The 26,955-nt window shown below is 46.6% G+C and carries 21 protein-coding genes; 7 read left to right on the top strand and 14 right to left on the bottom strand.

The annotated features are described in order from the left end of the window. The first annotated feature begins 43 nt into the window (after positions 1 to 43). On the top strand, positions 44 to 3,388 hold the full coding sequence (locus B5D42_RS05815) for a methylmalonyl-CoA mutase family protein (protein ID WP_078830533.1): 3,345 nt from the start codon (positions 44 to 46) through the stop codon (positions 3,386 to 3,388). A 136-nt stretch (positions 3,389 to 3,524) separates the two neighbouring features. Further along, positions 3,525 to 4,070, top strand: a complete 546-nt coding sequence (locus B5D42_RS05810; RefSeq protein WP_217698792.1) for a hypothetical protein — start codon at positions 3,525 to 3,527, stop codon at positions 4,068 to 4,070. Position 4,071: 1 nt separating this feature from the next. Here B5D42_RS05810 and porZ read toward each other — a convergent pair whose 3' ends face one another. After that, positions 4,072 to 6,408 (bottom strand): type IX secretion system anionic LPS delivery protein PorZ, encoded by a 2,337-nt coding sequence (porZ, locus tag B5D42_RS05805; RefSeq protein ID WP_176112921.1) that lies wholly within the window; start codon positions 6,406 to 6,408, stop codon positions 4,072 to 4,074. A 126-nt stretch (positions 6,409 to 6,534) separates the two neighbouring features. On the opposite strand from porZ, the gene B5D42_RS05800 reads away from it, so the two are divergent. Next, positions 6,535 to 6,816, top strand: coding sequence for a hypothetical protein (locus B5D42_RS05800; RefSeq protein ID WP_078830530.1), 282 nt, complete (start codon positions 6,535 to 6,537; stop codon positions 6,814 to 6,816). A gap of 165 nt (positions 6,817 to 6,981) precedes the next feature. Here the strand turns inward: B5D42_RS05800 and B5D42_RS05795 are convergent, their stop codons facing one another. Then, on the bottom strand, positions 6,982 to 7,632 hold the full coding sequence (locus B5D42_RS05795; protein WP_078830529.1) for a response regulator transcription factor: 651 nt from the start codon (positions 7,630 to 7,632) through the stop codon (positions 6,982 to 6,984). 8 nt (positions 7,633 to 7,640) lie between these two features. Next, complete coding sequence (locus B5D42_RS05790; RefSeq protein ID WP_176112920.1) at positions 7,641 to 8,282, bottom strand: sensor histidine kinase; 642 nt, start codon at positions 8,280 to 8,282, stop codon at positions 7,641 to 7,643. A gap of 422 nt (positions 8,283 to 8,704) precedes the next feature. Between B5D42_RS05790 and B5D42_RS05785 the strand changes: the two genes are divergently transcribed. Next, positions 8,705 to 8,932: a hypothetical protein gene (locus B5D42_RS05785; RefSeq protein WP_139367010.1), complete on the top strand. Its 228-nt coding sequence runs from the start codon at positions 8,705 to 8,707 to the stop codon at positions 8,930 to 8,932. Positions 8,933 to 9,050: 118 nt separating this feature from the next. On the opposite strand, the gene B5D42_RS05780 is transcribed toward B5D42_RS05785, so the two are convergent. From B5D42_RS05780 to B5D42_RS05745, 8 genes are all read right to left on the bottom strand, one after another. Next, complete coding sequence (locus B5D42_RS05780) at positions 9,051 to 9,545, bottom strand: hypothetical protein (protein WP_078830526.1); 495 nt, start codon at positions 9,543 to 9,545, stop codon at positions 9,051 to 9,053. Between the two features lie 287 nt (positions 9,546 to 9,832). Beyond that, positions 9,833 to 11,014 carry a transporter gene (locus B5D42_RS05775; protein WP_176112919.1) on the bottom strand — a complete coding sequence of 394 codons (1,182 nt, stop codon included), beginning with the start codon at positions 11,012 to 11,014 and terminating at the stop codon, positions 9,833 to 9,835. Positions 11,015 to 11,024: 10 nt separating this feature from the next. Continuing rightward, entirely contained in the window at positions 11,025 to 11,672 is a 648-nt protein-coding gene (locus B5D42_RS05770; protein ID WP_176112918.1) for an ATP-binding cassette domain-containing protein, read from the bottom strand. Positions 11,673 to 11,768: 96 nt separating this feature from the next. Further along, positions 11,769 to 13,502: a DUF4836 family protein gene (locus B5D42_RS05765; protein WP_176112917.1), complete on the bottom strand. Its 1,734-nt coding sequence runs from the start codon at positions 13,500 to 13,502 to the stop codon at positions 11,769 to 11,771. A 39-nt stretch (positions 13,503 to 13,541) separates the two neighbouring features. Further along, the gene (locus B5D42_RS05760; RefSeq protein ID WP_078830522.1) at positions 13,542 to 16,439 is read right to left on the bottom strand and encodes a serine hydrolase domain-containing protein; all 2,898 of its coding nucleotides are present in this window, start codon (positions 16,437 to 16,439) and stop codon (positions 13,542 to 13,544) included. A gap of 182 nt (positions 16,440 to 16,621) precedes the next feature. Then, a complete protein-coding gene (locus B5D42_RS05755; RefSeq protein ID WP_176112916.1) occupies positions 16,622 to 17,035 on the bottom strand; it encodes a DUF5606 family protein in 414 nt (137 codons plus the stop codon). A gap of 107 nt (positions 17,036 to 17,142) precedes the next feature. Next, on the bottom strand, positions 17,143 to 17,781 hold the full coding sequence (locus tag B5D42_RS05750) for a DUF1579 domain-containing protein (RefSeq protein WP_139367009.1): 639 nt from the start codon (positions 17,779 to 17,781) through the stop codon (positions 17,143 to 17,145). A gap of 74 nt (positions 17,782 to 17,855) precedes the next feature. After that, complete coding sequence (locus B5D42_RS05745; protein ID WP_245825581.1) at positions 17,856 to 18,644, bottom strand: DsbA family protein; 789 nt, start codon at positions 18,642 to 18,644, stop codon at positions 17,856 to 17,858. 2 nt (positions 18,645 to 18,646) lie between these two features. On the opposite strand from B5D42_RS05745, the gene B5D42_RS05740 reads away from it, so the two are divergent. After that, the gene (locus B5D42_RS05740) at positions 18,647 to 19,849 is read left to right on the top strand and encodes a DegT/DnrJ/EryC1/StrS family aminotransferase (protein WP_078830521.1); all 1,203 of its coding nucleotides are present in this window, start codon (positions 18,647 to 18,649) and stop codon (positions 19,847 to 19,849) included. 2 nt (positions 19,850 to 19,851) lie between these two features. Here B5D42_RS05740 and B5D42_RS05735 read toward each other — a convergent pair whose 3' ends face one another. After that, positions 19,852 to 20,106 (bottom strand): hypothetical protein, encoded by a 255-nt coding sequence (locus tag B5D42_RS05735; protein ID WP_139367008.1) that lies wholly within the window; start codon positions 20,104 to 20,106, stop codon positions 19,852 to 19,854. 140 nt (positions 20,107 to 20,246) lie between these two features. On the opposite strand from B5D42_RS05735, the gene rpoN reads away from it, so the two are divergent. Together rpoN and B5D42_RS05725 are read left to right on the top strand one after the other, a co-directional pair. Continuing rightward, positions 20,247 to 21,737 carry an RNA polymerase factor sigma-54 gene (rpoN, locus tag B5D42_RS05730; RefSeq protein WP_078830519.1) on the top strand — a complete coding sequence of 497 codons (1,491 nt, stop codon included), beginning with the start codon at positions 20,247 to 20,249 and terminating at the stop codon, positions 21,735 to 21,737. Between the two features lie 10 nt (positions 21,738 to 21,747). Then, positions 21,748 to 22,398: a hypothetical protein gene (locus B5D42_RS05725; protein WP_139367007.1), complete on the top strand. Its 651-nt coding sequence runs from the start codon at positions 21,748 to 21,750 to the stop codon at positions 22,396 to 22,398. Positions 22,399 to 22,404: 6 nt separating this feature from the next. Here the strand turns inward: B5D42_RS05725 and B5D42_RS05720 are convergent, their stop codons facing one another. Next, complete coding sequence (locus tag B5D42_RS05720; RefSeq protein ID WP_078830517.1) at positions 22,405 to 23,439, bottom strand: PorP/SprF family type IX secretion system membrane protein; 1,035 nt, start codon at positions 23,437 to 23,439, stop codon at positions 22,405 to 22,407. Further along, the coding region (locus B5D42_RS05715; RefSeq protein ID WP_078830516.1) for a DUF8696 domain-containing protein at positions 23,436 to 26,955 on the bottom strand (3,520 nt) is incomplete at its 5' end. The genes B5D42_RS05715 and B5D42_RS05720, both read right to left, overlap by 4 nt.

Here is a 26,955-nt window from a genome sequence, read left to right as displayed (position 1 = left end):
GCATGTAATCATTTAAATTTGCGGTTCAGTTTAAACAATAGATATGCCCTATACACCGCAACATAAGATCAGGATCGTAACCGCAGCAAGTCTGTTCGATGGCCATGACGCAGCCATTAATATCATGCGGCGTATACTCCAGGCAAAAGGAGCCGAGATCATCCACCTCGGACATAACCGCAGCGTGCATGAAATTGTGGAATGCGCTATCGAGGAAGATGCACAGGGAATTGCCATTACCAGCTACCAGGGCGGTCACGTGGAGTTCTTCAAATACATGAAAGACCTGCTCGACCAGAATGGTTGCGGCCATATCAGGATCTTCGGCGGTGGCGGCGGTACCATCCTGCCGGAAGAGATCAGGGAACTGCAGCAGTATGGCGTTACAAGAATATACAGCCCTGATGACGGTCGCCAGATGGGCCTGGAAGGTATGATCGAGGATGTGATCAGACAATGCGATTTCAACCTGAACGGCAATGGCGTTTACCCTGAAGCAATGACCCTTGGCGAAGTGAAAGATGTACGCCAGGTAGCACGCGCCATTACCAATGTAGAGAACGGGATCAATATCGATATTGCTGCAGCCGAAACACTGGTTCCCGTATTAGGTATTACCGGTACCGGCGGCGCAGGAAAGAGCAGTGTTACGGATGAGATCGTACGCCGGTTCCTGCATACGTTTGAAGAGAAGACCATTGCGGTGATCTCCGTAGATCCTTCCAAAAAGAAAACAGGCGGCGCATTGCTGGGCGACAGGATCCGGATGAACTCCATCTCGCATCCACGGGCCTATATGCGCAGTCTTGCCACAAGAGATGACAACACCGCGCTGAGCGTTCACGTGCAGGATGCGATCAATATATGCAGGTCTGCAGGGTTTGATTTTATCATTCTCGAATCTGCAGGTGTGGGTCAGAGTGATGCATCGATCCTTGATTACTGCGATGTAAGCCTTTATGTAATGACGCCTGAATACGGCGCAGCATCTCAGCTTGAAAAGATCAATATGCTGGATTATGCAGATGTGGTCTGCATCAACAAGTTCGATAAAGCCGGCGCACTGGATGCCTTGCACGACGTGCGCAAACAGTATAAGCGCAACCACGGATTATGGGATGCCAAAGACGCGCAATTGCCGATCGTTGGTACAATCGCAGCGCAGTTCAATGATCCGGGCGTCAATGAACTGTTCGAGAAACTCATGATAGCCATAAAAGATAAAACGGGCAAGACCTTTGGTGATGTGGAGATACATGCACATACGCATGACACATCAACCAAATCGCAGATCATCCCGCCGAAAAGAGTTCGTTACCTGGCAGAGATAGCTGAGAATAACAGGTCTTACGATGCCTGGGTAAAAGAACAAAGCGCGATCGCATCGAAATTATACCAGCTGAATGGCGTACTCGAAAATGTAACGGGCGATGTGAAAGCTGCACTTGAAAAATTAAAAGAAGAAACCGCCGAACAATTACATGCAGATGCGAAAAAACTGCTGAATATATGGCCGGCGCTGACAGAGAAATACAAAGCGGATTTTTTTGAATACAAAGTGCGCGATAAAGTGATCAGGCAATCGCTTACCACTACTTCACTTAGCGGAACAAGGATTCCGAAACTCGTACTGCCAAAGTATAAAGACTGGGGCGATATATTGCACTGGCAGCTGCAGGAAAATGTGCCGGGAGAGTTCCCTTATACTGCAGGTGTGTTTGAACTGAAGCGCCAGGGCGAAGACCCGACAAGGATGTTTGCCGGTGAAGGCGGACCGGAAAGAACCAACAAGCGATTCCATTATGTGTCTCTTGGCCAGCCTGCCATCAGGCTTTCCACTGCGTTCGACAGTGTTACCCTCTATGGCGAAGATCCTGCATCAAGACCCGATATCTACGGAAAAGTGGGGAACAGCGGTGTTAGCATTGCAACGGTGGATGATGCCAAAAAATTATACAGCGGCTTCGATCTCTGCGATCCGAAAACTTCGGTAAGTATGACCATCAATGGCCCCGCGCCGATCCTGCTGGCTTTTTTCATGAATGCGGCAATAGATCAGTTGTGTGAAAAATGGATCGGAGAAAATAACCAGTGGGCGCATGTGGAGAAAGTGATGGAAGAGAAGTACCGCCATATGCCGAAGCCTCATTATTATAATCCCGCTTCACCGGAAAGATTACCTGAAGGAAACAACGGGCTCGGATTGCGTTTGCTCGGTCTCAGCGGCGATGAAGTACTGCCGGCAGATGTATATGAAAAGATCAAGGCAGAAGCATTGTCGCAGGTACGCGGTACGGTACAGGCAGATATTCTCAAGGAAGACCAGGCACAGAATACCTGCATTTTCTCAACCGAGTTCGCATTGAAACTGATGGGCGATGTGCAGGCTTATTTCATCGATCGTAAAATGCGTAATTTCTATAGTGTGAGCATCAGTGGTTATCATATTGCAGAAGCAGGTGCCAACCCGATCACACAGCTTGCATTTACACTTTCGAATGGCTTCACTTATGTTGAATATTACCTGAGCCGCGGGATGAATATCGATGATTTTGCGCCGAACCTTTCCTTCTTCTTCAGCAACGGAATGGATCCTGAATACAGCGTGATCGGTCGTGTGGCAAGACGTATCTGGGCCAAAGCCATGAAGAACAAGTACAAGGGCAATGAACGTTCGCAGAAACTGAAATACCATATCCAGACAAGTGGCCGCAGTCTTCACGCACAGGAGATCGATTTTAACGATATCCGCACAACCCTCCAGGCATTGTATGCGATCTATGATAACTGTAACAGTCTTCATACCAATGCATACGATGAGGCCATCACTACGCCAACAGAAGAAAGCGTGCGCCGTGCCATGGCTATCCAGCTGATCATCAACAGGGAACTGGGCAGTGCCAATACCGAGAACTTCATACAGGGAAGTTTTGCAGTAGAAGAGCTGACGGATTTAGTGGAAGAAGCCGTACTCGCAGAATTCGACCGCATCACGGAACGCGGTGGTGTACTGGGTGCCATGGAAAGAATGTACCAGCGTAATAAGATCCAGGAAGAAAGCCTGCATTATGAAACACTGAAACACACGGGCGAACTGCCGCTGATCGGCGTCAATACTTTCCTGAACAAGAAAGGAAGCCCTACCGTATTACCTGGTGAAGTGATCCGTTCTACTACCGAAGAAAAAGAACAACAGATCCAGAACCTGAAAGCTTTCTGGAAACGCAACGAAGCTGTATCAGTGCAGAAACTGAATGAACTTAAAAAAGTAGCCATCAGTAACGGGAACCTCTTTGAAACCCTGATGGATACAGTGAAATACTGTTCGCTGGGCCAGATCACACATACCCTTTACGAAGTAGGAGGACAGTACAGGAGAAATATGTAAGATCTGAATGATATCGACAGGGACAGGTCTGCCTGTTCCCATTGGAAATAAAGTTTTATCTTACCAGCTGATCAATCATTTACCGATGCGTATAAAAAGCATTTTATTGTTGACCACCTTTCTTTTTTGCGGGGTTTTGACAATGCAGGCACAGAACAAAAAAGTAGACACTACCATGAAAATCGGTAAGTCGGGCTATAAGGTATACAGCAATAACAGGTATGCCGAAAAGAATGATGTATCCGTTTCACCGATCGGTTTTGAAAGCGAAGCCCGCGGTGAATTCAGTTTCGAAATAAAAGGCCGCCTGAAAAGCGGTGAAGTAGACGATCTCAACAACGACGGATTTCCTGATCTTGTACTCTATGTTCACAATGGCGATTCACTGAATAAGATCAATGTGGTTGGTATCAGTTCCGAGAAGAACCAGAGCGTAGTGCCGATTGTTTTTCCGGATATCGTGGATGACATGAAATTAAAAGAAGGCTATAACGGCCAGGACGAATTTTTCCTCATGGAAGGTTCGCTGGTAAGGCGTTTCCCGATATATACACCAGACAGCACAAGCGGCAGGCTTGTTCCCTCAGGAAAGATCAGGCAGGTGCAGTACAGGGTTGTTCCCGGCGACAGAGGCATGCTGAAATTCAAAGTAGTACGTTCTTACGATTACGTAAAGCAATAAATTATCTGCCGGAAGTAATAGCGATTTTACCTGCAATTCTTTCATTGCCGCTGTCATCGCGCACGAGTACCAGATATATACCGCTGGCAACCTTCTCACCTTTGTAATTACGTCCGTTCCAGGTGGCCTGTCCGCCAAGTGATCTTACCTGGTAAACAAGTTTCCCGTTCAGTTCGGTGATCTTGACAAGGGCATCTGTTACGAGTCCCCTGATCGCAATCGTTCCGTTATAACCCGGAGGAACAGGATTCGGAAAAACAAGCAGGTCTCTATTATCAGCCGCACCCTCTGTTGCAGTACTCCGGAAGCTGCAAAGCCCATTATTGGTGGCCATAAAAACTTCGCCGGTTACGGGATCAACAGCAATACGTTTCACATCATTGCCAAGCAGCGGACTGTTGCTTTCATCAAAACGGTAAATAATACGAAGCCCATCAGGCGATAATAACCATACGCCATTTTTGGTGCCTACCCATTTACGGTCGGCACCATCTGCGGCCATACATTGTACCGTTTCATTGCGGAAAAGCAAGCCGGCAAAACGGTCCTGCTGCACAACGGGAAGAATGGCATCGCAACCCTGCGCATCAAATACTGCGGATGCGCAGCGGATGATGCCGATTCCCTGGTCTGTGCCCACCCAGATAAAACCATTTTTGTCTTTCAGCAGGCACAACGCATTATTGCCCGGCAGATTACCCATACCGGCTCCCTGTAAATATTGTTTCCACCTGTCGTCGGCGGTATTGCTGATATCGCTACCGGGATTATAACAGATCAGCCCATTCCCGCCGGGTGCAACGATCCATAATTGCCCGGCTTCATCTGCAACAACCTGTCCTAGCCTGCTGCCTGCAGCAAGTACCGGTACAGAGAACGATTGCCAGGAACTGTCGGCCTTGCGTACATGAAGTCCTCTAACAGCATTGCTGTTACTGACCCACAGATTCCGCTGCTGGTCGAAGGCCAATCCGCCAATCCTGAAATCTCCGGTGGTATTGAATGCGGGGAGCAATGAGCTGTTATAGTTTTTATAAACATATACCTGGCCGTCGAGATAGCGGAGCAGACCACCGCCATAGCTGCCGGCCCAGAGTGTTCCGTTAAGCGGATCTGCTGCAAGTGTATGGAGATCGGCAAGTGAGTCGGGCATGGATTTATTGAAGAACTGGTTGCTGAGCCATTCATTATCGCGGAAGGCAAACACTCCGTTTTTATTACCGGAAGCTGTAAACGCCGCAGAAACAGTTCCGGCAGCGGCATAGATTGTATGGGTGGCAGCAAGCAGATCGCCCAGCACAAAAGCGCCGGGGCCATCGGGTACATAGCTTTCAAAAGCAGTATTGTATTTCAAAAGACCGGAAGTGCTGTCTGCAATCCATACCGAAGTATTATCAGTAATGGCAGCGCGCGGCATCAGCGTAAAGGTTTGCTGCGGAACGGTTTTGTCGGTACTGCCATCTGAACGTAATACGAGTACGCGGCCGTTGCCTGCATTATTACGCTGACAGATCACGATACGATTTTCGGAAGCATTGATGGACACAACAGACCATGCAGCATCATAATAAAAAAGCACGGGTGTGTTATTGTTCAGAACAAGCAGCGAATCATTTTTCTGAACGATGATACGGTTGTCAGTGGTAATAACATTCTGCACCGGGTTCTGCAGGATACCGCTGAAGGAGATCCAGTTACGGTAATCGGCAGGAGATACTGTTTTGGGAACACGCTTCAATCCTTCGTCAGTGGCTGCATAGAAATTTGACCCGTCTTCGGTAATATTACTGATGCCGGTACTGTTACCGTTGTTGCCAATGATCCAGGTGTCTTTTATTTCATAGCGGGAAAGGTCTGCTGTAACGATGCCCAACCCGGTAGCGAGGTAAGCGGTACCGTTGCTGCAGAAGATATTCCGGATTGTTTTATTACCAGCGATCGTGCTGCGCCGGATATCGCCGATATTACTGATGTGTTTACCTGCGATGATATCGAGATTGCTGTTTGCATAAGCTACAACCAGCTGGCGGGTGTTATTGTCCCACGCGATCTTCTGCACGTTCACATCATTCAGTCCGGAGGTTTTGCTGAAGAAAGTAACGTTCAATGCGGAATCGATTGCAAAAAGCCCGGCTCCCGCTGCACAGAAAATGCTGTTGCCGCCTTTAACTACCTGTGCAGCCTGTTGATAGGGCAGATGCGTTCTCCATTGGCCGATCGGAGGTTGGGCCTGTAATGAAAAGAAATGCAGCAGGGCAGTGAGCAGGGATATTGCTTTATACCCAGGCATCGTTTTCTTCCAAAGCCTGTTGCGGTAAATCATAACAAGATGCGCCATACCCATAGATTAAAGTTAAACGGAAACCTGCATTGGTAAACGGGTATTTTCCGAAAGAATTTCAGGTACTTTTCTAAGGCCCCTTGTCCCGAACTCCATCTAATTTGGTCCGATCAATTAATCAGTATGGGAAGAAAATTCGTGGATAAGATCAAACGTATCGATTACCTGATAGCCCGGAAAGCAACCGGCTCACCAACAAGCCTGGCAAGGCGGATGGAATTATCCCAGACCACACTTTTTGAATACCTGGCTTTATTGAAAGACATGGGCGCCCCGATCGCGTATGATAAAGTGCGGCAATCCTATTGCTATGAGGAATATGGCCGGTTTGTGATCGCATTCGTGCGGCAGGAGGAGAACGCACTGGAAAGCATGTGCGAAGAACCGGAAGGCGATAGTTCGTAACCGGATGTTAAAAAGGCAGACTTCTGAGTTCCGTGAAATAAAGGCAGACGATCTGGGTTTGCGAAACTGAAGAAAATTATACCTGGTTATTTCAATCCCGGTACTTTTTTCAAGTACACGGCATCGATTACAGCACCGAACAGAGGAAATGCTGCATCTAAAATTCTATATTTCGATGATGCCGTGCTTGATGGCAAAAATCGCTAAACCTACACGCGTTTTTATGTCCAGCTTTTTAAAGAGATTGTCGCGGTAGGTATCGATGGTCCGCGGACTGATACACATTTCTTCCGCTATTTCCTTGTATGTTTTATCTGAACAGATCAGCTGCAGGAACTGGATCTCGTTTTCATTCAATGCACCGGCAGGGGATGTTTTATTCAGGAATGAATCTTCATTGCTGATATAATGCATCAGTTTATCGCTGATCAGGTCATTTACAAAATAACCGGTATCCCGGATATTGTCGAGTGCCTGTTTGAAGGTTTTGGGTTTGCTGTCTTTTAAGAGATAACCTCTTGCACCGCTTTTCAGCATCCGGATAATGGCAATGTCGTTTTCAAGCATGCTTAATACCAGCACTCTTGTACCTGAGAGATTGTTTTTGATCCATTCTGCTGTTTCAAAACCATCCATCAGCGGCATAGTGATATCCAGGAGCACAATATCCGGCTGTTTTACATTCTTCAGGTTATCAATAAACTCTTTTCCGTTCCCTGCCTGCATAATAACCTTATACCCATCAAAAGAATTGATAATGGCAGCTAATCCCGTACGTAAAAGTTCATGGTCATCCACTAATGCTACTGAGGTCATATAGCAAATTATTTGGGTTTGATATGCAAGATAATGGCTGTTCCCATACCGGGCGCACTTTTTATATCAACACTTGCGTGAATCATCTTGGCACGGCTGAAAATATTCTGTAATCCGATACCCATTCCTGCATTTTTTAACTTTTCTGTGTCAAAGCCCGAGCCGTTATCCGAGACCCTGACAACAGCATCGTGCTGGTCGCCGCTGATCTCCATATCGATAGAGCTGGCGCCGGCATGTTTAAGGATATTATTCACAATTTCCTGGATCATCCTGAAAAGGATCAGGTCTGTGTCCTTATCTATACCCGTAAACGTATCTGCAATTTTCAGGCTGGTCTTGTAACGACCGGTCTTTTCCAGGGTGATCATGAGCTGACGGATCGACTCGATGATCCCGATATCATGTATCCGGTTGGTCTGGAGGCTGTGACTCAGGTCACGCAGATCTTTGATGGCTTTACCCAGCAACTGGTCTGTATGTTCGAATTTATCTTCAGGGGTGGCAGGACTGAAAGTACTGAGGTTCAGCCTCACCAGGCTCAGGATCTGTCCGATATTATCGTGGATCTCACGGCTGATATGGGTAAAGGTCTGCTCCTGGATCTCCAGTTGGGTTTTCAGAATGGTCTGATCAAATTTATTCTTCATTTCATCCTTTTCTTGCTGGAATTTTCGCTGCCGTCTCAGAAACACGAACACGGTGAGGAGAAGGAAAAATCCGATCAGTACAAGGAAAACGGATGCTATGACGATTGTGATGAGTATGTCTTCCTGTTGCTTCGGCATAGAAAAAAGGCGATACTGAATGAGGTGTATAAAATTACGTTTAAACTATGGTTTATTATACCATAAATTTTAATCCCCTCTCTTTGAAGACCGCTTCCGCGCAAATATTCGAAAAGCGCATTGATAATCACCGAACCGAGGTAAAAAATAAGGAGGCCTGTGCAAACCCAGAAAAAAGGTTGCCTGGACAACTTACTGTTGATGTGCTCCGGAAGGATCGATTCATAAAAGAAGAAACAGCAGAAGAATACAATAAAGAATGAACCCAGTAAAAACGTATATGTATGAAAATAGTTGGTTCCCTGTATGAACAGCAGGTTAATGGTCACTGCCAGAATATAAAACGGAATGAACCAGAGTGCGATCCGTTTGAATACTTTAGTATGGAAATGGAAATAAAAAAGGAAAGAATAAAAGAGGAATTCCGAAGTGGTAAATACGTTGTACATCCAGTAGTTCCGGATTCCCAGACGGGTAAAAAGGGTACCTACAACCTCTATCGCTACCGTTAAAAAAAGAAAAGGGATAAAATATGATAGAATTTTATCCCTTTTTCCTACAAATATGATAGCGCAGATTAAGCTGAATACCTGGAAATATAAGTAAATAGCCAATGACTGCATAAGACGCTTATGGGTAAATGCCGCCGTGATTCAGGTAGTTGGAAGAAGTATCTTCACTATCATCCACAGCCTGCGTTCTGATATTACCTGTTTTAGTGTTTTTGTTTTTGCCCATGAAGAAAACAGTCAGCTTACCTTCGTTTGCTTTTGAAGTAGCAGTTTTCTTGTTGTACACGCCAAAGTTCACATAAATACTGTCTGATTTGTATTTTTTTGTGAGGATTGCGAGATAGTTAGCAAGATCTTTCGTAGAAAAAGCTACGTATTGAGTTGAGTTTTTGCCATATTTCTTCAGGAACTCATCACGCATTTCGTCTGCTGCATCGCTGGAAATCAATCCTGCAACATCGTTTGCATTTACTGCAACACCGTTAACAATTTCGTTGGAAGAAGCCGTCTCTGTCTCTTTCGTAAGGCCATTCTGCTCTTTCTGGCAGGCTACAAACAGCGTAGCAACTGCAGCAAGCATCACAAAGCCGCTTAGTAAATGAATCTTTTTCATCAATGTAATGTTTAAAAAGTTTTGATTTTCAAGGGTTTGGTTCAATATATGAATCCTCAGGTGCTATATATAGAAACCGAATAATATCTGATTGCTTACAAAAGCCTGCAATTGCGGGTTTTCCTCGCAACTTCAACGTTTGTACATGCAAAGATGAACATTATTTTCCAAATGGAAGTAAAGAAACTCTTTATCACCCCCGGTTTTTTCACCGAGTTTCGCCCGGTGTTTTCCTCGTTTTTATACCCCATTTTTCGTGGAAATCACGTTTTTGCGTTGAAATGTTCCTAACTCACGCTAATATACTTTTTGATCGTTACCCTGTTTACCACCCAAATCAGGCCTAATAAAAGCATGCCAGCCACTGCAGTCTGCCAGGAAATATATTTTCCTATATGTATATTTCTGGAAATAAGGTAGTGATGAAGCAAATATTGTAATATTGAGATTAATACTAATGTAATGCCTATGATGACTATATTAATGGGGAAAAATCGCCGCATTAAGAATTTATACAATTGACCCGGGGATGCGCCAAGCGTTATAAGCAGCTCTATTTCCCGGCGACAGGAGGAAATGGTCAGCTGAATAAATAAGGTAAAGATCAACATTGCAAAAACCAGCATGATTACACCGGTTATCCAGGAAATGCTGACCACCATATCCACTACCTGGCGGTAACGGCTGAACCTGGTTTTGTCTGCATCGGTGGTTAATCCTTTACTTCTCAGGTAACTGACCAGTTCAGGATTGCCCGGATCGTTGGTTCTGATGATCACCCGAGATGGTTTTGCCTGGTTTTCGCCACTGAACTTCCGGTTTGCCCAATCCATAAAACCCTGCGGCACGAGCAGGGAAGAGATCCGGTCGCTGAAACCTACCACACGGCCATTGAAAGTCTGTATTCCCGTACTTGTATAAATATTGATCCGGAATACGATCATCTTAACCACCTGTTGCGTCAGCTGCGGCAGGTTCTGTGAAAAGGAAAACTGGAAATTGTAAAAATCAAGGAACATATTGGGTACGATCACAGGGACCATATTTTGCTGTTCATCCCATTTCCAGTCTTTGCTTGTTACATCGATAAATTCATCCGGTACACTTTCGAAAGCGATATCGGTATAAAAAGGAAACATTTCGCTGTTGCTTTGAATGGATGCTTTGAACCGGCTCGGACTCAGCAGGCCCACAGATTCCGTAAAGGGCTGTTTCCGTAGTTCGGCCACTTCGCTTTCGGTTAATGCCGTGGCGCCGAGATTCTGATCATTCAGCTGTTTGTTAACCACAAGAAAATTCGCAATGCTGTCCTGGTTGCTTTTGCTGTTGAGGAGTTCGTTGTAATTGGTCTGCAGTTGTACCGCCATCAATATCAGCAGCAATGCAACGGATAAGCCCGTAACTGCCATGATAAAACGGGTACGGCCTGTTGCGGTGCGGATGAGTTTCTGTAATATTTTATCCAGCATGTACCAGGGTTTAAAGGTTAAACTGGTGTGAGTAGGCGAAATGCTGGTCATCTTCCAGGTCGGTGATCAGCAGACCGGCATTTCTTTTTTTACACTCTTCTTCAATCAGTGCTGCTGCTTTTGTTGCATTATGATTATCGAGGTGACTGAACGGTTCGTCCATAATCAGCCATTGAAAGGGCTGTATCAGCGCCCTGATAATGGCTATCCGCTGCTGCTCCCCGTAACTGCAAAGCCCTGCCTGCTGGTTAAGTACATGTTGTACGCCGAGTGCTGCGGCCATCGCATCTATTTTATCCGATTCATAAAAGGGTATTTGTAACACACGTTTCAGCTCAATATTCTCTCTTGCGGTAAGGTTCGGAAAAAGGCGGAGATCCTGGAGGATCACAGAGAGCTGCTGCTGACGTAAGGTGGCAAGTGCATCGCCATCGGTTTTTTCCAGCAAAGCGCCATCAAACTTTACATTTCCCTCAAAATCTGTACGCAGTTTGTATAAGATATGGATGAATGTGGTTTTGCCTGTGCCGCTCGGCGCCTTGATCTTAATGTATGAACCTTGCTTCCAGGTTACCCGGCGATTCCAGATATCCGATTGCCGGGCAAGTATTTTATCCTTCAGCGGAACAGGTATGATATGATCCAGTTCGATATCCATAACCATGTATGATTTATGTAAGGATAGTTCCTAACGAAGATGAGCCCTGCCTGGTTTTTGCGGGGCTCATCCTGTTGGTTATTAAGATGGACAATATTAATTGGTGCGGATAATAGCCGGCACGCCTGCAGGGAAGATCTTGTCTTCCATTTCACGTTGCCTTCTGGCCTGCTCACGCATATCAGTTGCCACATCGGTTACAAGACTCATCAGTGTAACCAGGCTGTTCTGCTTTTCATCCTGCATGCGCAGTTCAAATTCTCCTTTCAGCGTTTTGCCGTCGAAATTATTACCGGTAGCAATCGCATCTTTAAAAGTATTCCTAGCAGTACGCATCGATTTGTCGAAACCTGTTTTTCCTGCACCTGCAATGAATCCATCGATAGTGCGCGCAATATCAAAGTAAGCAACCATCGATTTGTCTTTGAACTGCTTCATGATATCGTTGCTGAGCACAGCTTTCTCTGTATTGGCTACGTATTTCGCATAGGTGAGTGAATCACTTGCCAGAATAAAGTTCTTGTCATCTGCCTGAAGGTAGAAGCCAAGCATCGTTAAGAGTGCTCCGCCTTTGTAAGTAGTTCCGTTTTTAGTAACAAAACCCTGTTCTGCTGCTTTATCCATCAGCTTCGCAAATGCGGCTTTGTCGCCGATATTTGCATTGAAGATCATTTTACCTATTGGCTTTTTACGCGTCATGGTTACTTCGTCCTGTCCGGCCTGTGGTTCTGGCTGCGCAATGCTCAGATCCGATACGATGAATGCAAGATCTCCTTTCAGTGCCTTGTAAATATCCTGCATGGTCAGCCCGCTTTTCTGCAAAGCAGCATTCGCAAGACCTTCCACTTCCAGCTGCTTCAGTAAGCCGCCGATAATTTCAGGGTTGAAAGATGCCATCATCACGCCATTGATGCTTTGCGACGGATAATGCTCGAGCATACTCATATTAACTGTAGCGCCGCCATATTGCTTCAGAAGGCTGCCCGCAAGCTTGTTGGGATAAGAGGTCGTTTTTGCTATGATCCGGCCGTTCTCGAAACTGAGGGTAGACGTGCTGTAATTGTCTTTCAGCAGTTCTTCCAGTTTGGGCAACTGCATCGGTAACATGGTCAATGCCGCCAGTGCGCTGTTGCTGTTGGTGAACATATACCCGTCCGCCTTTTCTTTGAACATATCATTGAATATGTCATTATCGGCAAGCGACTCACTTTCTTTCTGCGTGAAATAAGCGTTTACTTCCGTTTTAAGAGCAGCTGTTACATCCACTTCCTCAGGTGCTTTGAAAGTCATGGTAGTGGTATCATACACCGGTTTGCCGCCCGTTGACGTGTAGAGGGTGGTCAGTACGTTTTTGTCGCTCCAGGAAATCATTACGCTTTTCTCCGGCATCACATAACTATAAGTGCCTTCTTTCTTAAACTCTTTGCCCGCCATATCCGGCTGTTTTTTGAGGAACGCTTCAAATTTGGCAGGATCGGTCAGTTCTGTTAAAAAAGAAACGGCTGTTTCCGGAGCTGAGCCAACGATCTTCTGTGTGGTGAACACGAATATGCGGCTGTTCCAGTTGATACCGGCGTTATTGTTCAGGTCGTTGAACAGCTCCCTGTCTTTCTGATCTGTGGAATCGTTCTGGAATACCTTCTTCAGCAACGCGTCCACGCTGATGCCTCCCTTCTGGAGTTTATCCTGCATGGATTTCGCGTCCATCACAAATACAAAACTTGCATTTTTAGGGATCAGCCTGGCTTCTTTAGGCGCTTTGTTCTTACAGGAAGCGAACAACGCTCCCAGCAGCACAACCGTCAGAACCGAACGTAGGAGTTTTTTCATAGTCATGTTTTATATAATAAAGTTAGAACATGCCGGGCATTATTTAATGATCGACTGATAAATAGCTTCCTGTATGTTCGGCCTCATGCCCAACTGACCGAATTTGGTGTTATTCCGGGTCGGATTCACGCGGTTTGACAGGAAGATATACACCAGGTTGTATTTGGGATCTACCCACACACAAGTACCGGTAAAGCCGGTATGACCAAAAGTCTGCGGCGAAACACTGGCAGAAGGGTAGGGTTCCTTACGGGTAGCATTGTCCTTTTCAGGTTTGTCGAACCCAATCCCGCGGCGGCTGATATCGCTGCTGTATGCGGTAAATTTATCAACGGTCGATTTCTGCAGGATCCTCACACCGTTCAGCTCACCGCCGTTCAGCAGCATCTGGTAAAGCTGGGCAAGGTCGTAAGCATTGCTGAACAGGCCAGCATGTCCGGCCACGCCGCCAAACATGGCAGCACCTTCATCGTGTACATCGCCATGGATCAGCTGGAGGCGGAAATGGGTACTTTCATTTTCTGTAGGTACAATGTTCTGCAGCGGCATGATCTCACGTGGTTTGAACGTTGTGCTGGTCATGTGCAAGGGCTGGTAGAATACATCATGCACATACTGATTCAGCGGCTTGCCACTCACGGCTTCCACGATTTTGCCGAGGAAAATGAAATCATTGTCACTGTATACATATTTGCCGGCACCTGTCACTTTGCTGCGCAGGATACGCTGATAAATGCTGTCCTGCCAGTCGTTACGCAGGTAAAGGCCTTCTGCTACCCGGTACTGGTGACCAGCGTCCTTTGTCTGTGTAAAATAAGCAGGCAGTGCTTTGCCGGTAGCCGTATCGATCACTTCCCTGTAAAAAGGAATGAATGGCGTGAGGCCGGCCTGGTGCAATAATATTTCGATCAGTTTAATAGGGGCTTTGTCGGTTCCTCTCGTCCATGGCAGGTAATCGCCGATGGTCTTGTTGAGGTCTACGCGGTTTTCTTCGTACAGTTTCATGATCGCAACGGTGGTTGCGGAGATCTTGGTAACTGAAGCCAGGTCAAAGACCATATCGGTTGTCATTGGCACCTGCTTGTCGGTGCTGGTATAGCCAAATGCTTTGTTGTAAACGAGTTTGCCGTCTTTGGCAACCAGTACAACGCAGCCTGGCGCACCGCCTTTCTCTATACCGTCTGCAGCAATGACATCGATCTTGTTCAGCAGGGTGCTGTTTAAACCTACGGTTTCGGGCTTCACCAGCGGGAAATAGCTGTTGTACATAATGCCGCTACCGAAAGGAAACTGTTCGCTTACGGTAACAGGCAGTTTTCCTTTAGGTTCTGTTTTGCCCTGTAACAGGTCTGCTGCTGCTTCCTGCGTAATATCATCATCTTCATAACATGCCACCAGGTTGGTCGGCTGGTTAATATATTTGATGGCATAAGGGTTTCCGAATACAAAAGTGATATTGTTCTGCTGCTGCAGTTTGTTCAGGATAGCACGTGTTTTTTCATTCAGACCATATGTGTTGGCTGGCCTTCTGCTGAAATTATGCAGTCCTGTTACGATCATATCATATGCAGATAATTTGCGCAGCAGGTCTTCGCCTGTTGTGCTGCTGTCTACCAGGAACACATCGGCGCCGAAATCTTTCTGTACCCTTGCTGCGAAAGCATTGGTTTTATTGATGCCGATACCAACGAAAGCTACTTTCTTCGCTTTCAGTGGCAGTGCATTGCTGTTTGATCTTGCCAGCAGGGTCATGGCGTTTGCTGCTACCAGGCGCCTGATTTTGTCTGTCTGCGCGTTGAGATCAGCAGTGATATTGGCGGTATCGATAGTCTGCACTTTGTTGAGGCCGAGGTGATATTTCGCCAGCAATACTTTTTTTACCCTTGCATTGATATCATCCCATGATAATTTACCTGCCTTGATGGCTTCCCTTACTTTGGTAATGCTTCCGGGAATATCGCCGGGCAGGCAAAGCATATCGTTACCCGCGATGAGCGACATTACAGACGCATCGCCTTTCGGAAAGAATTTCGCAACACCCTGCATTTCGAGCGCATCGGTAAATGAAATGCCTTTATAGCCAAGTTCGTTGCGCAGGAGCTCCGTTACGTTTTTATAGGAAAGTGAAGTTGCGAGGTTGGTGGTGGTATCGATCGCGGGAATGTATAGGTGCGCGATCATCATGCTGCCCACACCGGCTTTGATCAGCTCACGGAATGGATAGAGCTCCAGTTCGTTCAGCTGGGCCATGCTCTTGTTGATCACCGGCAGGTCTTTATGCGAATCCACTGCCACATCTCCGTGACCGGGGAAGTGTTTTGCAGTTGCCATCACACCTACATCCTGCATACCGCGCATATATTCAACACCATATAATGCTACTTTGTATTTGTCTTCACCAAAACTCCTGTCGTTGATCACAGGGTTCATCGGGTTATTGTTGATGTCTACATCCGGTGCATAGTTCACCTGGATACCAATGCGTTTGCACTGCTCGCCCACTGCTTTACCGAACTGGTAGATCAGCTGTGCATCCGGTACAGCGCCCATCATGAGCTGGCGGGGGAAGTTGATCACACTGTCGAGACGCATACCCAGTCCCCATTCTCCGTCGATAGCGATCATCAGCGGAGTTTTAGCGATAGACTGGTAATAATTGGTCAGAACGGCTTGACGCACAGGTCCGCCCTGGAAAAAACACAGGCCACCTACATTGTATTTTTTGATCAGCTCCGTTACTTCTTTCACATGTGCTTCGCCCAGATTACTGTGCGCCCTGATGATCATCAGCTGGGCGATACGCTGGTCTTTGGACAGTTTCCTGAACTTTTTGTTTACCCAGCGTTCAGCATCTTTCGTTTTGGCATAAAAGTCTGTCTGGGCGGAGAGGGCGGTCACGCAACAGGACAGCAAAAGGAGGCTTAGAAGTTTTTTCATATGTAAGTATTCTGGGCCACAAGTTAAGGATTCCCGCTTATCAAGATGCGGCTTTTTGCGCTTTTGGGCTGGGTTTTGTGCGGATATTTGGAGTTTAACAAGTTCGAAAACGGTACAATTCATGTATGGGCATGAAAAAGCCCCGCATGCATGCGGGGCTTTGATTATATTATCCTGTAATATCAGGCGTTTTCTTCTGCTTCTTCCTCGGCTTCCGAGATCTTCAGTTCTACCTTATTGGCATCCAGGATGCTGAACCATTTAACCATTTTCTTCATATCACTGCTGTAAACGCGGGCAAAATCCATGTCCGGGTATACTTTCTGGAAATAAGCTTTCACGGCTGCAGCGTCTTTGTCTGAAGGAAGAGCTTCCTTGCTGTTGCTCATCGCCTGGAAAACTTCCACGAGGTTAACGTTCTCACGAACCGTGTATACTTCGATGCTTTCGAGGTGCGAGAAATTATGAATGCGGCTGCTTACAAATTTGGTGCTTTTATCGTCGAGTGAACGAACGATCGCGCCATCTGTTTTGCTGCCTACCAGTTCAAACAGACCGCCCATGCCGGTAACAGAGATCAGTTTACTATACTCCATATAATTCTGAATTAAGAGGTGCAAAGTAAAGGGAAAATGAAGTACGAAGCGTGCGGCTTACTGTATCCCCCTATTTTTTAACGATTACAGGCCCGGCAGCTATTAAATTAATTACGGGTAAAAACGATTTCCATCGTCTTGAATTCTTTCCCGTTGGCGCCCGGAGCATACATGGTCATTACCTGTGTTTTATCATCCTTAACAACAAAGGTCTCATGTGCATCTACTTCCTTGCCGGTTCCCGGATCAACCATTTTTCCTCTCATATCCATGGTTTTGGCAGCTGCATCCCAGGTTCCTTCCAGTTTCATCACACCGGTTCCCATATTGTCGAGCCAGGTGCTGATAAAGGTTTTCTTCGCGTTATCATAAGCGAGCGTTCCCATGCCTTCAAACGGCATACCGTTGAAATTACCTTTAAAAGAGGATACCTGGTAGCGGCCTCCGAGTGCCATACTGTTCACAGCGGTGCCGGTACTTTTGGTGGGCGGTGCATCTTCTGCCATCCAGCTGGTTACATCGGCTGTCCATTTTCCATTCCAGGAAGCCATCATTTTATGCATTTCACCGGGCGTCATATAGGCTTCCCAGTTTTTCATCATGGTAGCGGAATCGGGGGCAGGGGTGGCTGCGGACTGCGATGTGGTATCTTTTTTAGCCGCAGTATCCGCTTCTTTTTTGGATTCATTGTTGCAGGCTGCTGCAAGCATAAATAAGCCTGCCAGCAAAAGGTGGTTTTTTTTCATAGCGAAGCATTTTTGTTAACTATGAAAATAACCAATCTGCCCCGCTGGTGCAAGTTTTCTGCGCGGTTTTAATATTATTGCTGCTGAGCTTGTTCGGCGAGGACGGCCTGCAGTCTTGCCTGCAGTGTATCGTAATCTGTATAACCGCGTGCGAGAAGATGGAATTTGTGATCGCTCACCTGCAGCAGTACGGTAGGGTAGCCGGTTACCTGCAATTGCTTTACCAGTGAAAACTCATAGTGCGCCTGGTCTTTATACTGATCGCTTTTCAGCTTGCTGTAGAAATCATCAGCATCGATACCATATTTTTCCAGGATATGACGATAAGCTTCATCGTCTGTAAGATCGCGGCCTTCATAATGCAATGCATACTGAAGATCGGAAGCAAAATCCAGCTGTTTTCCGGGGAACAATTCTTTAAAAATGCAGAGCGCTATGGCTGGTTTTTCCGAATTGGGGTACCAGTCGCTGAGATCCGGATGTTCGATATGCCAGAGATAATCTTCCCCGAACTGAATACCGGTATATTCTTCCACCGTTTTGTATGCTTTGCGGATATAACCTGCGGTAGCGCCAATATGTACCGGTTTTTCGGGAAGGATCATGCCGCCCGACAATACCTCTATCTGCAGGGCGGGATTTGTTTCCTGTATTTTCCTGATCACGGTGCTGAACCCGTAACACCAGCCGCAGTATGCATCGTAACAGTAATATAACCGCATCTTGGGAGATTTACTGTAAAAATACGAAGAACCGGTGAATGGCCGGAGGCTTCCCTGCCTGGAATCACGATGAACGGCATGTGCATTTAAACTGAACTTGTTATTTTTGCCTGCAATTTTATCAATACTTAATACGATCATATATGCCAGGCTTTGAATTTTTTGGTGCAGAAGAGAGAAAAGAAGTAAACGATGTACTCGAAACGGGTATTATCATGCGTTATGGATTCGATGGCCCGCGTAAAGGGGTCTGGAAAGCCAAAGAACTGGAAAAAGCCATCACTGAAGTGTTTGGCAGTAAATATGCACAACTTACTTCCAGCGGAACCTCTGCCCTTACCACTGCGTTTGCAGCACTGGGCATCGGCTTCGGCGACGAAGTGATCATGCCTGCATTCACATTCGTAGCGAGCTTCGAAGCAGTACTGCGTGTTGGCGCGATACCTGTGCTGGTGGATATCGATGAAACCCTTACTTTAAATCCCGCTGCAGTGCGCGCTGCCATCACCCCGCGCACACGCTGCATCATGCCGGTACACATGTGCGGCAGTATGGCCGATATAGATGCATTAAAGCAGATCTGCGACGAACATAAACTGATCTTCCTGGAAGATGCCTGCCAGAGTATCGGCGCTACTTATAAAGGCCGCCATGTTGGTACCATCGGCGATGCAGGAACATTCTCATTCGATTTTGTAAAGATCATTACCTGCGGTGAAGGCGGTGTGGTATTAACGAACGATGAATCTGTGTATACCAAATGTGATGGTTATACAGACCATGGTCATGATCACCTGAATCTCGACCGCGGTGCAGACCAGCATCCTTTCCTGGGCTACAATTACAGGATCAGCGAACTGCATGCAGCAGTGGGCCTGGCGCAGATCAGGAAGCTGGATAAATTCCTGGAAATACAACGTAAAAACCATTCACTGCTGCGTTCTATGCTGGCGGAAGTTCCGGAAGTGAGCTTCAGGCAGATCCCTGATCCGGCGGGAGATACCTGCACGCATCTGAGCTGGTTCCTGCCAACGGAAGCACATACAAAAGCATTTGTTGCAGAAATGAAAGCACAGGGAGTCCTCCCGGGTAATTTTTACTGGTACGCCAACAACTGGCATTATATCAAACAATGGGATCACCTGAAAACTGCAACAACACTGCATGCTGTTTCAGATGAACAGAAAGCAGCATTGCTCAAACTGAGTACCACCAGCTTTCCTGCAAGTGACGCGATCATGAGTCGATGCATCTCTACTGCGATCAGCCTGTTGTGGACAGAAGATCAGATCAGGGAGAAAGGAGAGAAGATGGTAGCAGCTATCAGGAAAGCATTGCAGGCGTAAGATCAGTTCTTACGTTTGCCTTCCAGGCGATCTACATAATCTGTGCTGCCCAGGCGTATTTTTATTGAAACCTTTGTGAGCTTTTCCAGCTGCAGTTCTTTTTTACAGAAAAATGCAAGCCGGCTGGAATAATAATTTCCGGGAATTAGTTGTAGAGGCTTTTTCCTGAGGCTGTCCGTCTGTGCCTGGCCGGATGTTCCGGGTAGTCTGAATTGCTGCCCATACGTTGTAAGGGCCGTTATTAGGAATAAATTCACAAACAAACAAATTGCTTTCACATGCACTATGCTTTCATTTGTATGTAAATTTACGCCGATTCCCGTTTGGAAAGCGCGTTGAGAAAAATCAGGCATGGTTTTGTGAGTGAGTTTCAGAAAGGTAAACAGCATTTAAAAAAATGTCGTTAAGTCAGTCATTACAACAAAAATTATTACAGAAGCTTTCGCCTCAGCAGATTCAACTGATGAAACTGCTGCAGGTGCCTACTGCCAACCTGGAAGAGCGGATCAAGGAAGAGCTGGAAGAGAACCCGGCGCTGGAAATGGATGAAGAGGGACATGAAGATGAATTCGGGGATGATCTGAAAGACGAATTCGATAACAGCAGCGATGATGATATGGATCCTGATGGAAGCGCCGACGATTACGACAGCGTGGACATCAGCGATTATGTAATGGATGATGACGGCGAGATCGCTGATTATAAACTCAAAGACGATAACTATCCCGAGATGGACGATCAGAAAGTGATGCCCATCAAAGTGGAATCGAGTTTTCATGATATGCTGCGCGATCAGCTGGGTATGCTGGAAATGGACGAACGGCGTTTCAAAATTGCAGAGCAGATCGTGGGTAGCCTGGATGATGATGGTTATCTCCGACGCGAATTATCATCCATTGCGGATGATCTTGCTTTCAGGCAGGGCTTAACGGTAGATGAAAAAGAAATTGAATCGATCATTCAGCAGATACAGCAGTTCGATCCGCCCGGCATCTGCGCCCGCAACCTGCAGGAATGCCTGCTGATACAACTGAAACGTAAGCTGGCGGAAGGAAAAAGCGTTGAACTGGCTATCCAGATCCTTAGTAAATATTTCGACGAGTTCACCAAGAAGCATTACGAAAAGATCCGGCGGAGCCTGAACCTTAGCGATGAGCAGATCCGCGATGTGATCAGCCAGATCATCAAACTCAATCCGAAACCCGGAGGTAATATCGGTGAGATCAACAAAGCGGAGAGTTATATCGTTCCCGATTTTTTTGTGATCAATAATAATGGCAAACTGGAACTCACACTGAATGCCAAGAATGCTCCCGATCTGCGCATCAGCGAAGGTTACCGCGATATGCTGAAAGATTACGATAAGGGCAGCAAGAAAGACAAACGCCAGAAAGAAGCAGTGCTGTTCATCAAGCAGAAAATAGATGCGGCCAAATGGTTCATCGATATGATCAAACAGCGCCAGGATACGCTGATCAGTACGATGAGTGCCATCATGAAACACCAGCGCGAATTTTTCCTTACGGGCGATGAGACCACTATGAAACCCATGATCCTTAAAGATGTGGCTGAAATAACCGGGCTCGATATCTCTACGGTGAGCCGTGTTGCCAACAGCAAATTCGTACAGACAGAATTCGGAACATACCGCCTTAAATTCTTTTTCAGCGAATCGCTGAGTACGGAGAGCGGGGAAGAAGTAAGTACGAGGGAAGTGAAAAAGATCCTGAATGATATCATCGATGCAGAAGACAAGCGCAAACCGCTCAGCGATGAAGTGCTCACTGATATGCTGCAGGAAAAAGGATACAATATTGCACGCAGAACCGTTGCCAAATACAGGGAGCAGCTGAATATCCCGGTAGCGAGGTTGCGGAAAGAATTATAAAATGAATAACATGCAGGAAAATAACAGTATTCGGTACCCCGCAGCGCTTACATGGCCGGCTAAGTTTATTTCTTACCTGTTCCACCCGTTGTTCATACCTACTTATGTTTTCCTCCTGCTGGTTTTCCAGTTCCCTTATGAATTTGCGGGCATCACTGTATGGCAGCTGAAAATGCGCTTTTTCAGTGTATTCTGGCTCACCGCATTTTTCCCTGCCTTTGCGGTTTTCCTGTTATGGCGCCTGAAATTCAGTGAAAGTATTTTTCTCCGCACGCAGAAAGAACGGATCGTTCCTTATGTGATCACTATGTTCTTTTACTGGTGGATGTATTACCTGAGCCGTAATTTTACAGACCAGCCTGCAGTACTGAAGTTTTTCTATATGGGCATTTTTGCTGCAACCGTATTCGGACTGATCATTAACAATTACATGAAGATCAGTATGCACGGAATGGGTGTAGGAGGCGCTGTTGCTGCAGTTATATTGTTTGCGTTCCATTACCAGGCGCCGATGGGATTTTCCATCAGCATTGCTATTTTACTCACCGGACTTGTCTGCACCAGCCGTTTGCTCGTAAGCGATCATTCTGAAAAAGAAGTATACGCCGGTTTGCTGGTTGGAATTATCTGCCAGGTGGCTGCTTATTTCTTTATCATGTAAGTGCGGTTAAAATTTAACGCATCTTACTTTATCAAGTGTTGAATTCCTGATCTTTAAGAAATCACGGTAGGTAGCGGTCAGTTCAAGTCCGCCGCGCCAGTTGGATACTACTTTCAGTTTGGAGATATTGATATCGTAGCTCACACCAACACTGAAATGTTCAAACTCCATTTTGACGGTTGGGATCAGTGCATCATCCCAGCGCATGAAACTTCCGATATACAGGATGTCGGGCTGGGACCCATAATCGTACTGCTGCAGATTCATGCCATACATGATGCCACCCAGCAACTGCTTGTGTTCACCCTGTTTGAAATAATCTGCAAAAGCAATGAAATGCCCGTTGTCGCCCGATGGCGCGTTGATGCCCACATTGAGTGAAAGCCTTGGTGCGAGTACATCATTCGTGCTGCTGCCTGTTACGGATTTGATCACCGGTTTGGTTACATGCGCAAGTGCCGCGCCCACATAGAAGTTGGTCTTATCGCCGAGCGTGCTGCTGAAACTTACGCCTGCAGTGAGATCCCAGTAAGAATAACCGGTAGACCTGATCGGTTGTGCAGTTGTGCCCGAGAGAGAACCACCCTGGTACTGATCACCCATTTTCAGTTGTGTGGCATCGAACTGGCTGTTTACAGGCCCGCCCATAAATGCAAAGGATAAATAAGTGTCTTTGTCATCACTCAGCGATTTATGAAAATTGATCGCAGGCTGGATCATTGTTCTTTTGAGCCGCAGATCACCTGCGCCGTCGAGACTCATCTGAGAACCGATGGTCAGTACGTCATTTCCTGAACCCACAGGTATTTTGTGTTCGATACTAAGCGATGTGGTACGGAAAGGAACGGTTACACTCCCCCACTGATCGCGGTAAGCCATCGACACGCGGAGATCGCCTGTAAAAATACCGGCCAGCGCGGGGTTGCGCAGCAATGGTTGTTCATAGAACTGCGAGAAACTGAAATCCTGTGCGTTGGTCACTGCAGCGGGCAGCAGGATCAGTGCAGTAAAAAGCAGGTTGCGGGTAAAGTTCTTTATCATTTCAAAATAGTTACGTTTCCTTTAAAAATGGAAGGCAGACCTTTTTCACAGATCACCTCACATACATATACAAATACATCGGCGTTAGCCGGACGGCCCATGATCTTTCCATCCCAGGCACTGGCCGCATCGCCCGGTAAGAAATTACTCTTTTCAAAAACGACTTGTCCCCAACGGTTGAAAATCCTGAAGCTCCTGATCATCTTGATACCTTTACCCTGAACGATCAGCAGGTCATTGATACCATCGCCGTCCGGAGAGAAGGCATTGGGAACAAAGAGTTCTGTGGCAGGACAGAATGTTTTGATACAAACGGTATCCGTACTTGCGCAGCCATATATGTTGATAGCGGTACAGGTAATACATGCATCTTCTGAAACGCGGATCTGCGGTTCGGGGCAGGTAGGGCAAGTGATGGCCGGGGAACCGCTCCAGCGCCATTTCACGATATCCTTTGCGCCGGACAGGATCTTCAGCTGGTAATTATTTCCGGCTGTAACGATTGTGTCCTTACCAAGGCTGAACGGTGTAGGCCTGCCAACCACGATCTTCACTTCGGCTGTATCGGTGAAGCAGTTGTAATTGTCTTTTCCGATAACCTTATAAGTGGTGGTTTCGAGCGGCTGTGCAACCGGCGTAGCAATGGTGGTATTGCTGAGACCTGTTTCCGGATACCATTTGTAATTGGATGCGCCTGTTGCGGAAAGACGCCGGCTCTGTCCAACACAGATCGTATCGCCCTGAATTGCATTCATACGGAAAGGCTGTATCACACGAACGCTGGTCGTTTTTACTTCACTGCAGCCGAACTGGTTATATCCAACCACTTTGTATTGCCCGCTGAGTGCTGGTTTAATAGATGTTTCGCTGCAACCGTTACATACGACATTGTTGTTCTGATCCATCCAGATATAATTAACAGCACCGCTTGCCGTTAAACGAACGGTATCGCCCTTACAGATCTGCTGGTCTTTGCTGATGGTAATGGATGGCGTAGGGTGAATATTGATGCTTTTGTAAGCTGAATCGAAACAATTGTTAATGGTTGAAACGATCAGTCTTACCGTGTAACTTCCTTCACTTGTGTATTGGGCATTCACCACCATGTCGTTCGCATTTACACCGTTGCCCAGCTTCCACAGCATATAGGCGATCGAATCTTTTGAATTAACAGAAGGCGTTAACTGCAGCAGCTGATCCTTACATGCATCGCCGATCATATTGATATCTACTTTAGGGAATTCATAGATGTCCACTTTAAAGTCGGCCTTGATGGTATTGCTGCAGCCGTTGATGCTGGTTGTTGTAAGGCTTACAGAATGATCGCCTGGCTGTGTAAAGGAAACGTTGTGATTCTTTGTAGTAACGGTATCACCCGGAGTGAGCGACCATTTCCAGGATGCGATACGTGATACGGTTTGCGTGGTATCGGCAAAGTTAAATGTTGTTTTTCCGCAATCGAAAATGCTGGTGAGTTTGAAGCCGGCACGGATGGTATCCACCGTGATCTTTACAGTATCAACGGATGCGACACAGCTGCCGTTGCTGATGGTCCATGCAAACTGGTAAGTGCCTGCCCTGAGGCCGTTAACAGTTGTTGCAGACAGGTTCCTGTTTACAATAAAGGCATTCGCAGGACCGGAGATCATTGACCATCTTCCGTTTCCGTCCGCAGGGATATTGGCTATCAGCTGCGCAGTCTGTGTGCCATTACAAAACAGCTGATCAGCACCTGCATTTGCCTGTGTAGGAACCTGGGAAACAGTAATGGTAACAGGATTTGAATAAGCCGCAGCACATACGCCATTCTGAACAAGGGCTCTGAATACGGATGTCACAGAAAGATCTGAATAAGCATAAACATTACTCTGAAGATTCAGCACACGCCAGGTTGCGCCATTGTTTTCAGAAACTTCCCAGTGCATCACAGCGCCGGTATTACCTGAGAGTGTGATGTTGCCATTGTTTTTGCCGGCACAAACAGCAGCGTCTCCTTTAAGCGTACCGCTTACTGTTGCTGCATCCGTTGCAATGGTAACAGGATTTGAATAAGCAGGTGCACAAACTCCATTCTGAACCTGTACGCGGTATTGCGTTGTATTGGTCAGATTATTGAACTGGTATTCAGAAACTGTATGCTGAATCGCAGACCAGGAATTGCCATTATCCGTTGAAGATTCCCAGTGGCTGATGATTCCGTTATAACCAGAGAGCTGCAGCTTACCCTGGTTGCCGGTTACACATACTGTATTGCCGGCAGCCAGAGTGCCGGCGTCAGGTTTGCTGTTTACAGTAATGGCAGCGATTCCTGAATAAGCGATGTTACAGCTGCCGTTTTGCACAATGGCCCTGAACTGTGTTGTTGTTGTGATGTTGGTGTAAGTAAATACGGATGTATTGTTTGAAATGGTATTCCATGTCTGTCCCAGATCGGTTGATGTTTGCCATGCAGTAACATTGCCCGTATAGCCAGAGAGAGAAACTGAACCTGAAGCACCTTCACAAACGGTAGTGCTTCCTGCAACGGTCCCGCCCACAGTTGCCGCATCAATGGTGATGACTGTGCTGCTGATAGAAGAAGGGCAAACGCCATTTGAAACGATCCAGGCCAGCTGGTATTGACCAGGGATCAGTCCGGATACTGTTGCATTCGCAAGTGTATTATTATTGAATGAAACAGCAGACGGACCTAACAGTGATATCCACGTGCCGGTTCCTGAAGCTGGTTGGTTGGCGGCGAGCATAACAGAAGAAGAGCCACAGATAACCTGTGCCGGGCCCGCATTGGCAGTTGTAACGGGTTGCGCAACGTTGATCATTACAATGTTTGTATAAACAGATGCACAGGTTCCGTTTACGATCAAAGCCCTGTAAAGTGTTGTTGTGGAAAGATTCTGGTAAGTAAGTGATAGGCCGGTGTTGGCAATGATGTTCCAGCTGCTGCCGTTATTGGTTGAATATTCCCAATGTGATACATTGCCACTGCTGGCCGACAGGCTGATGCTGCCCGAGTTTGTTCCGGCACAGATCGTATTATCGCCGGTTAAGGTTCCGGGGATAACAGGCTGGTCAACTGTGATGGTTACGATATTGGAAGCAGCTTCTGCACAAACGCCGCTTTTCACAAAGGCCCTGAACTGGGTAGTTGTGTTCAGGTTATTGTAAGTGTGAGCTGCAGTTGTGTTTGCGATAGTATTCCAGGTGTTGCCATTGTCGGTTGAAGATTCCCATCTTACGATTGTGCCTGTATAACCTGAAAGATTAATAGTTCCATTGTTTGAAGTTGCACAAACGGTGTTGTTAGAAGAGAGTGTTCCCGGTACAGTAGCCGGATCGATGCTCACCGTAACCACATCGTTTGAACTGGCACAAGGACTGTTGCTGATGGTCCACCTGAACTGATAAGTTCCGGAAGACAGTCCTGTAACAGTTGTATTGTATTGAGCAGCATTGTTGAAGGAAGCAGTAGTTGGTCCAGACACCTGCGTCCATGCACCTGTACCCACAACTGGATTA

It is taken from the genome of Sediminibacterium ginsengisoli (assembly GCF_900167075.1).
Lineage (GTDB): Bacteria > Bacteroidota > Bacteroidia > Chitinophagales > Chitinophagaceae > Sediminibacterium > Sediminibacterium ginsengisoli.
Note: the sequence above shows the minus strand (reverse complement) of the source record. Positions and strands in the feature narration are given on the sequence as shown.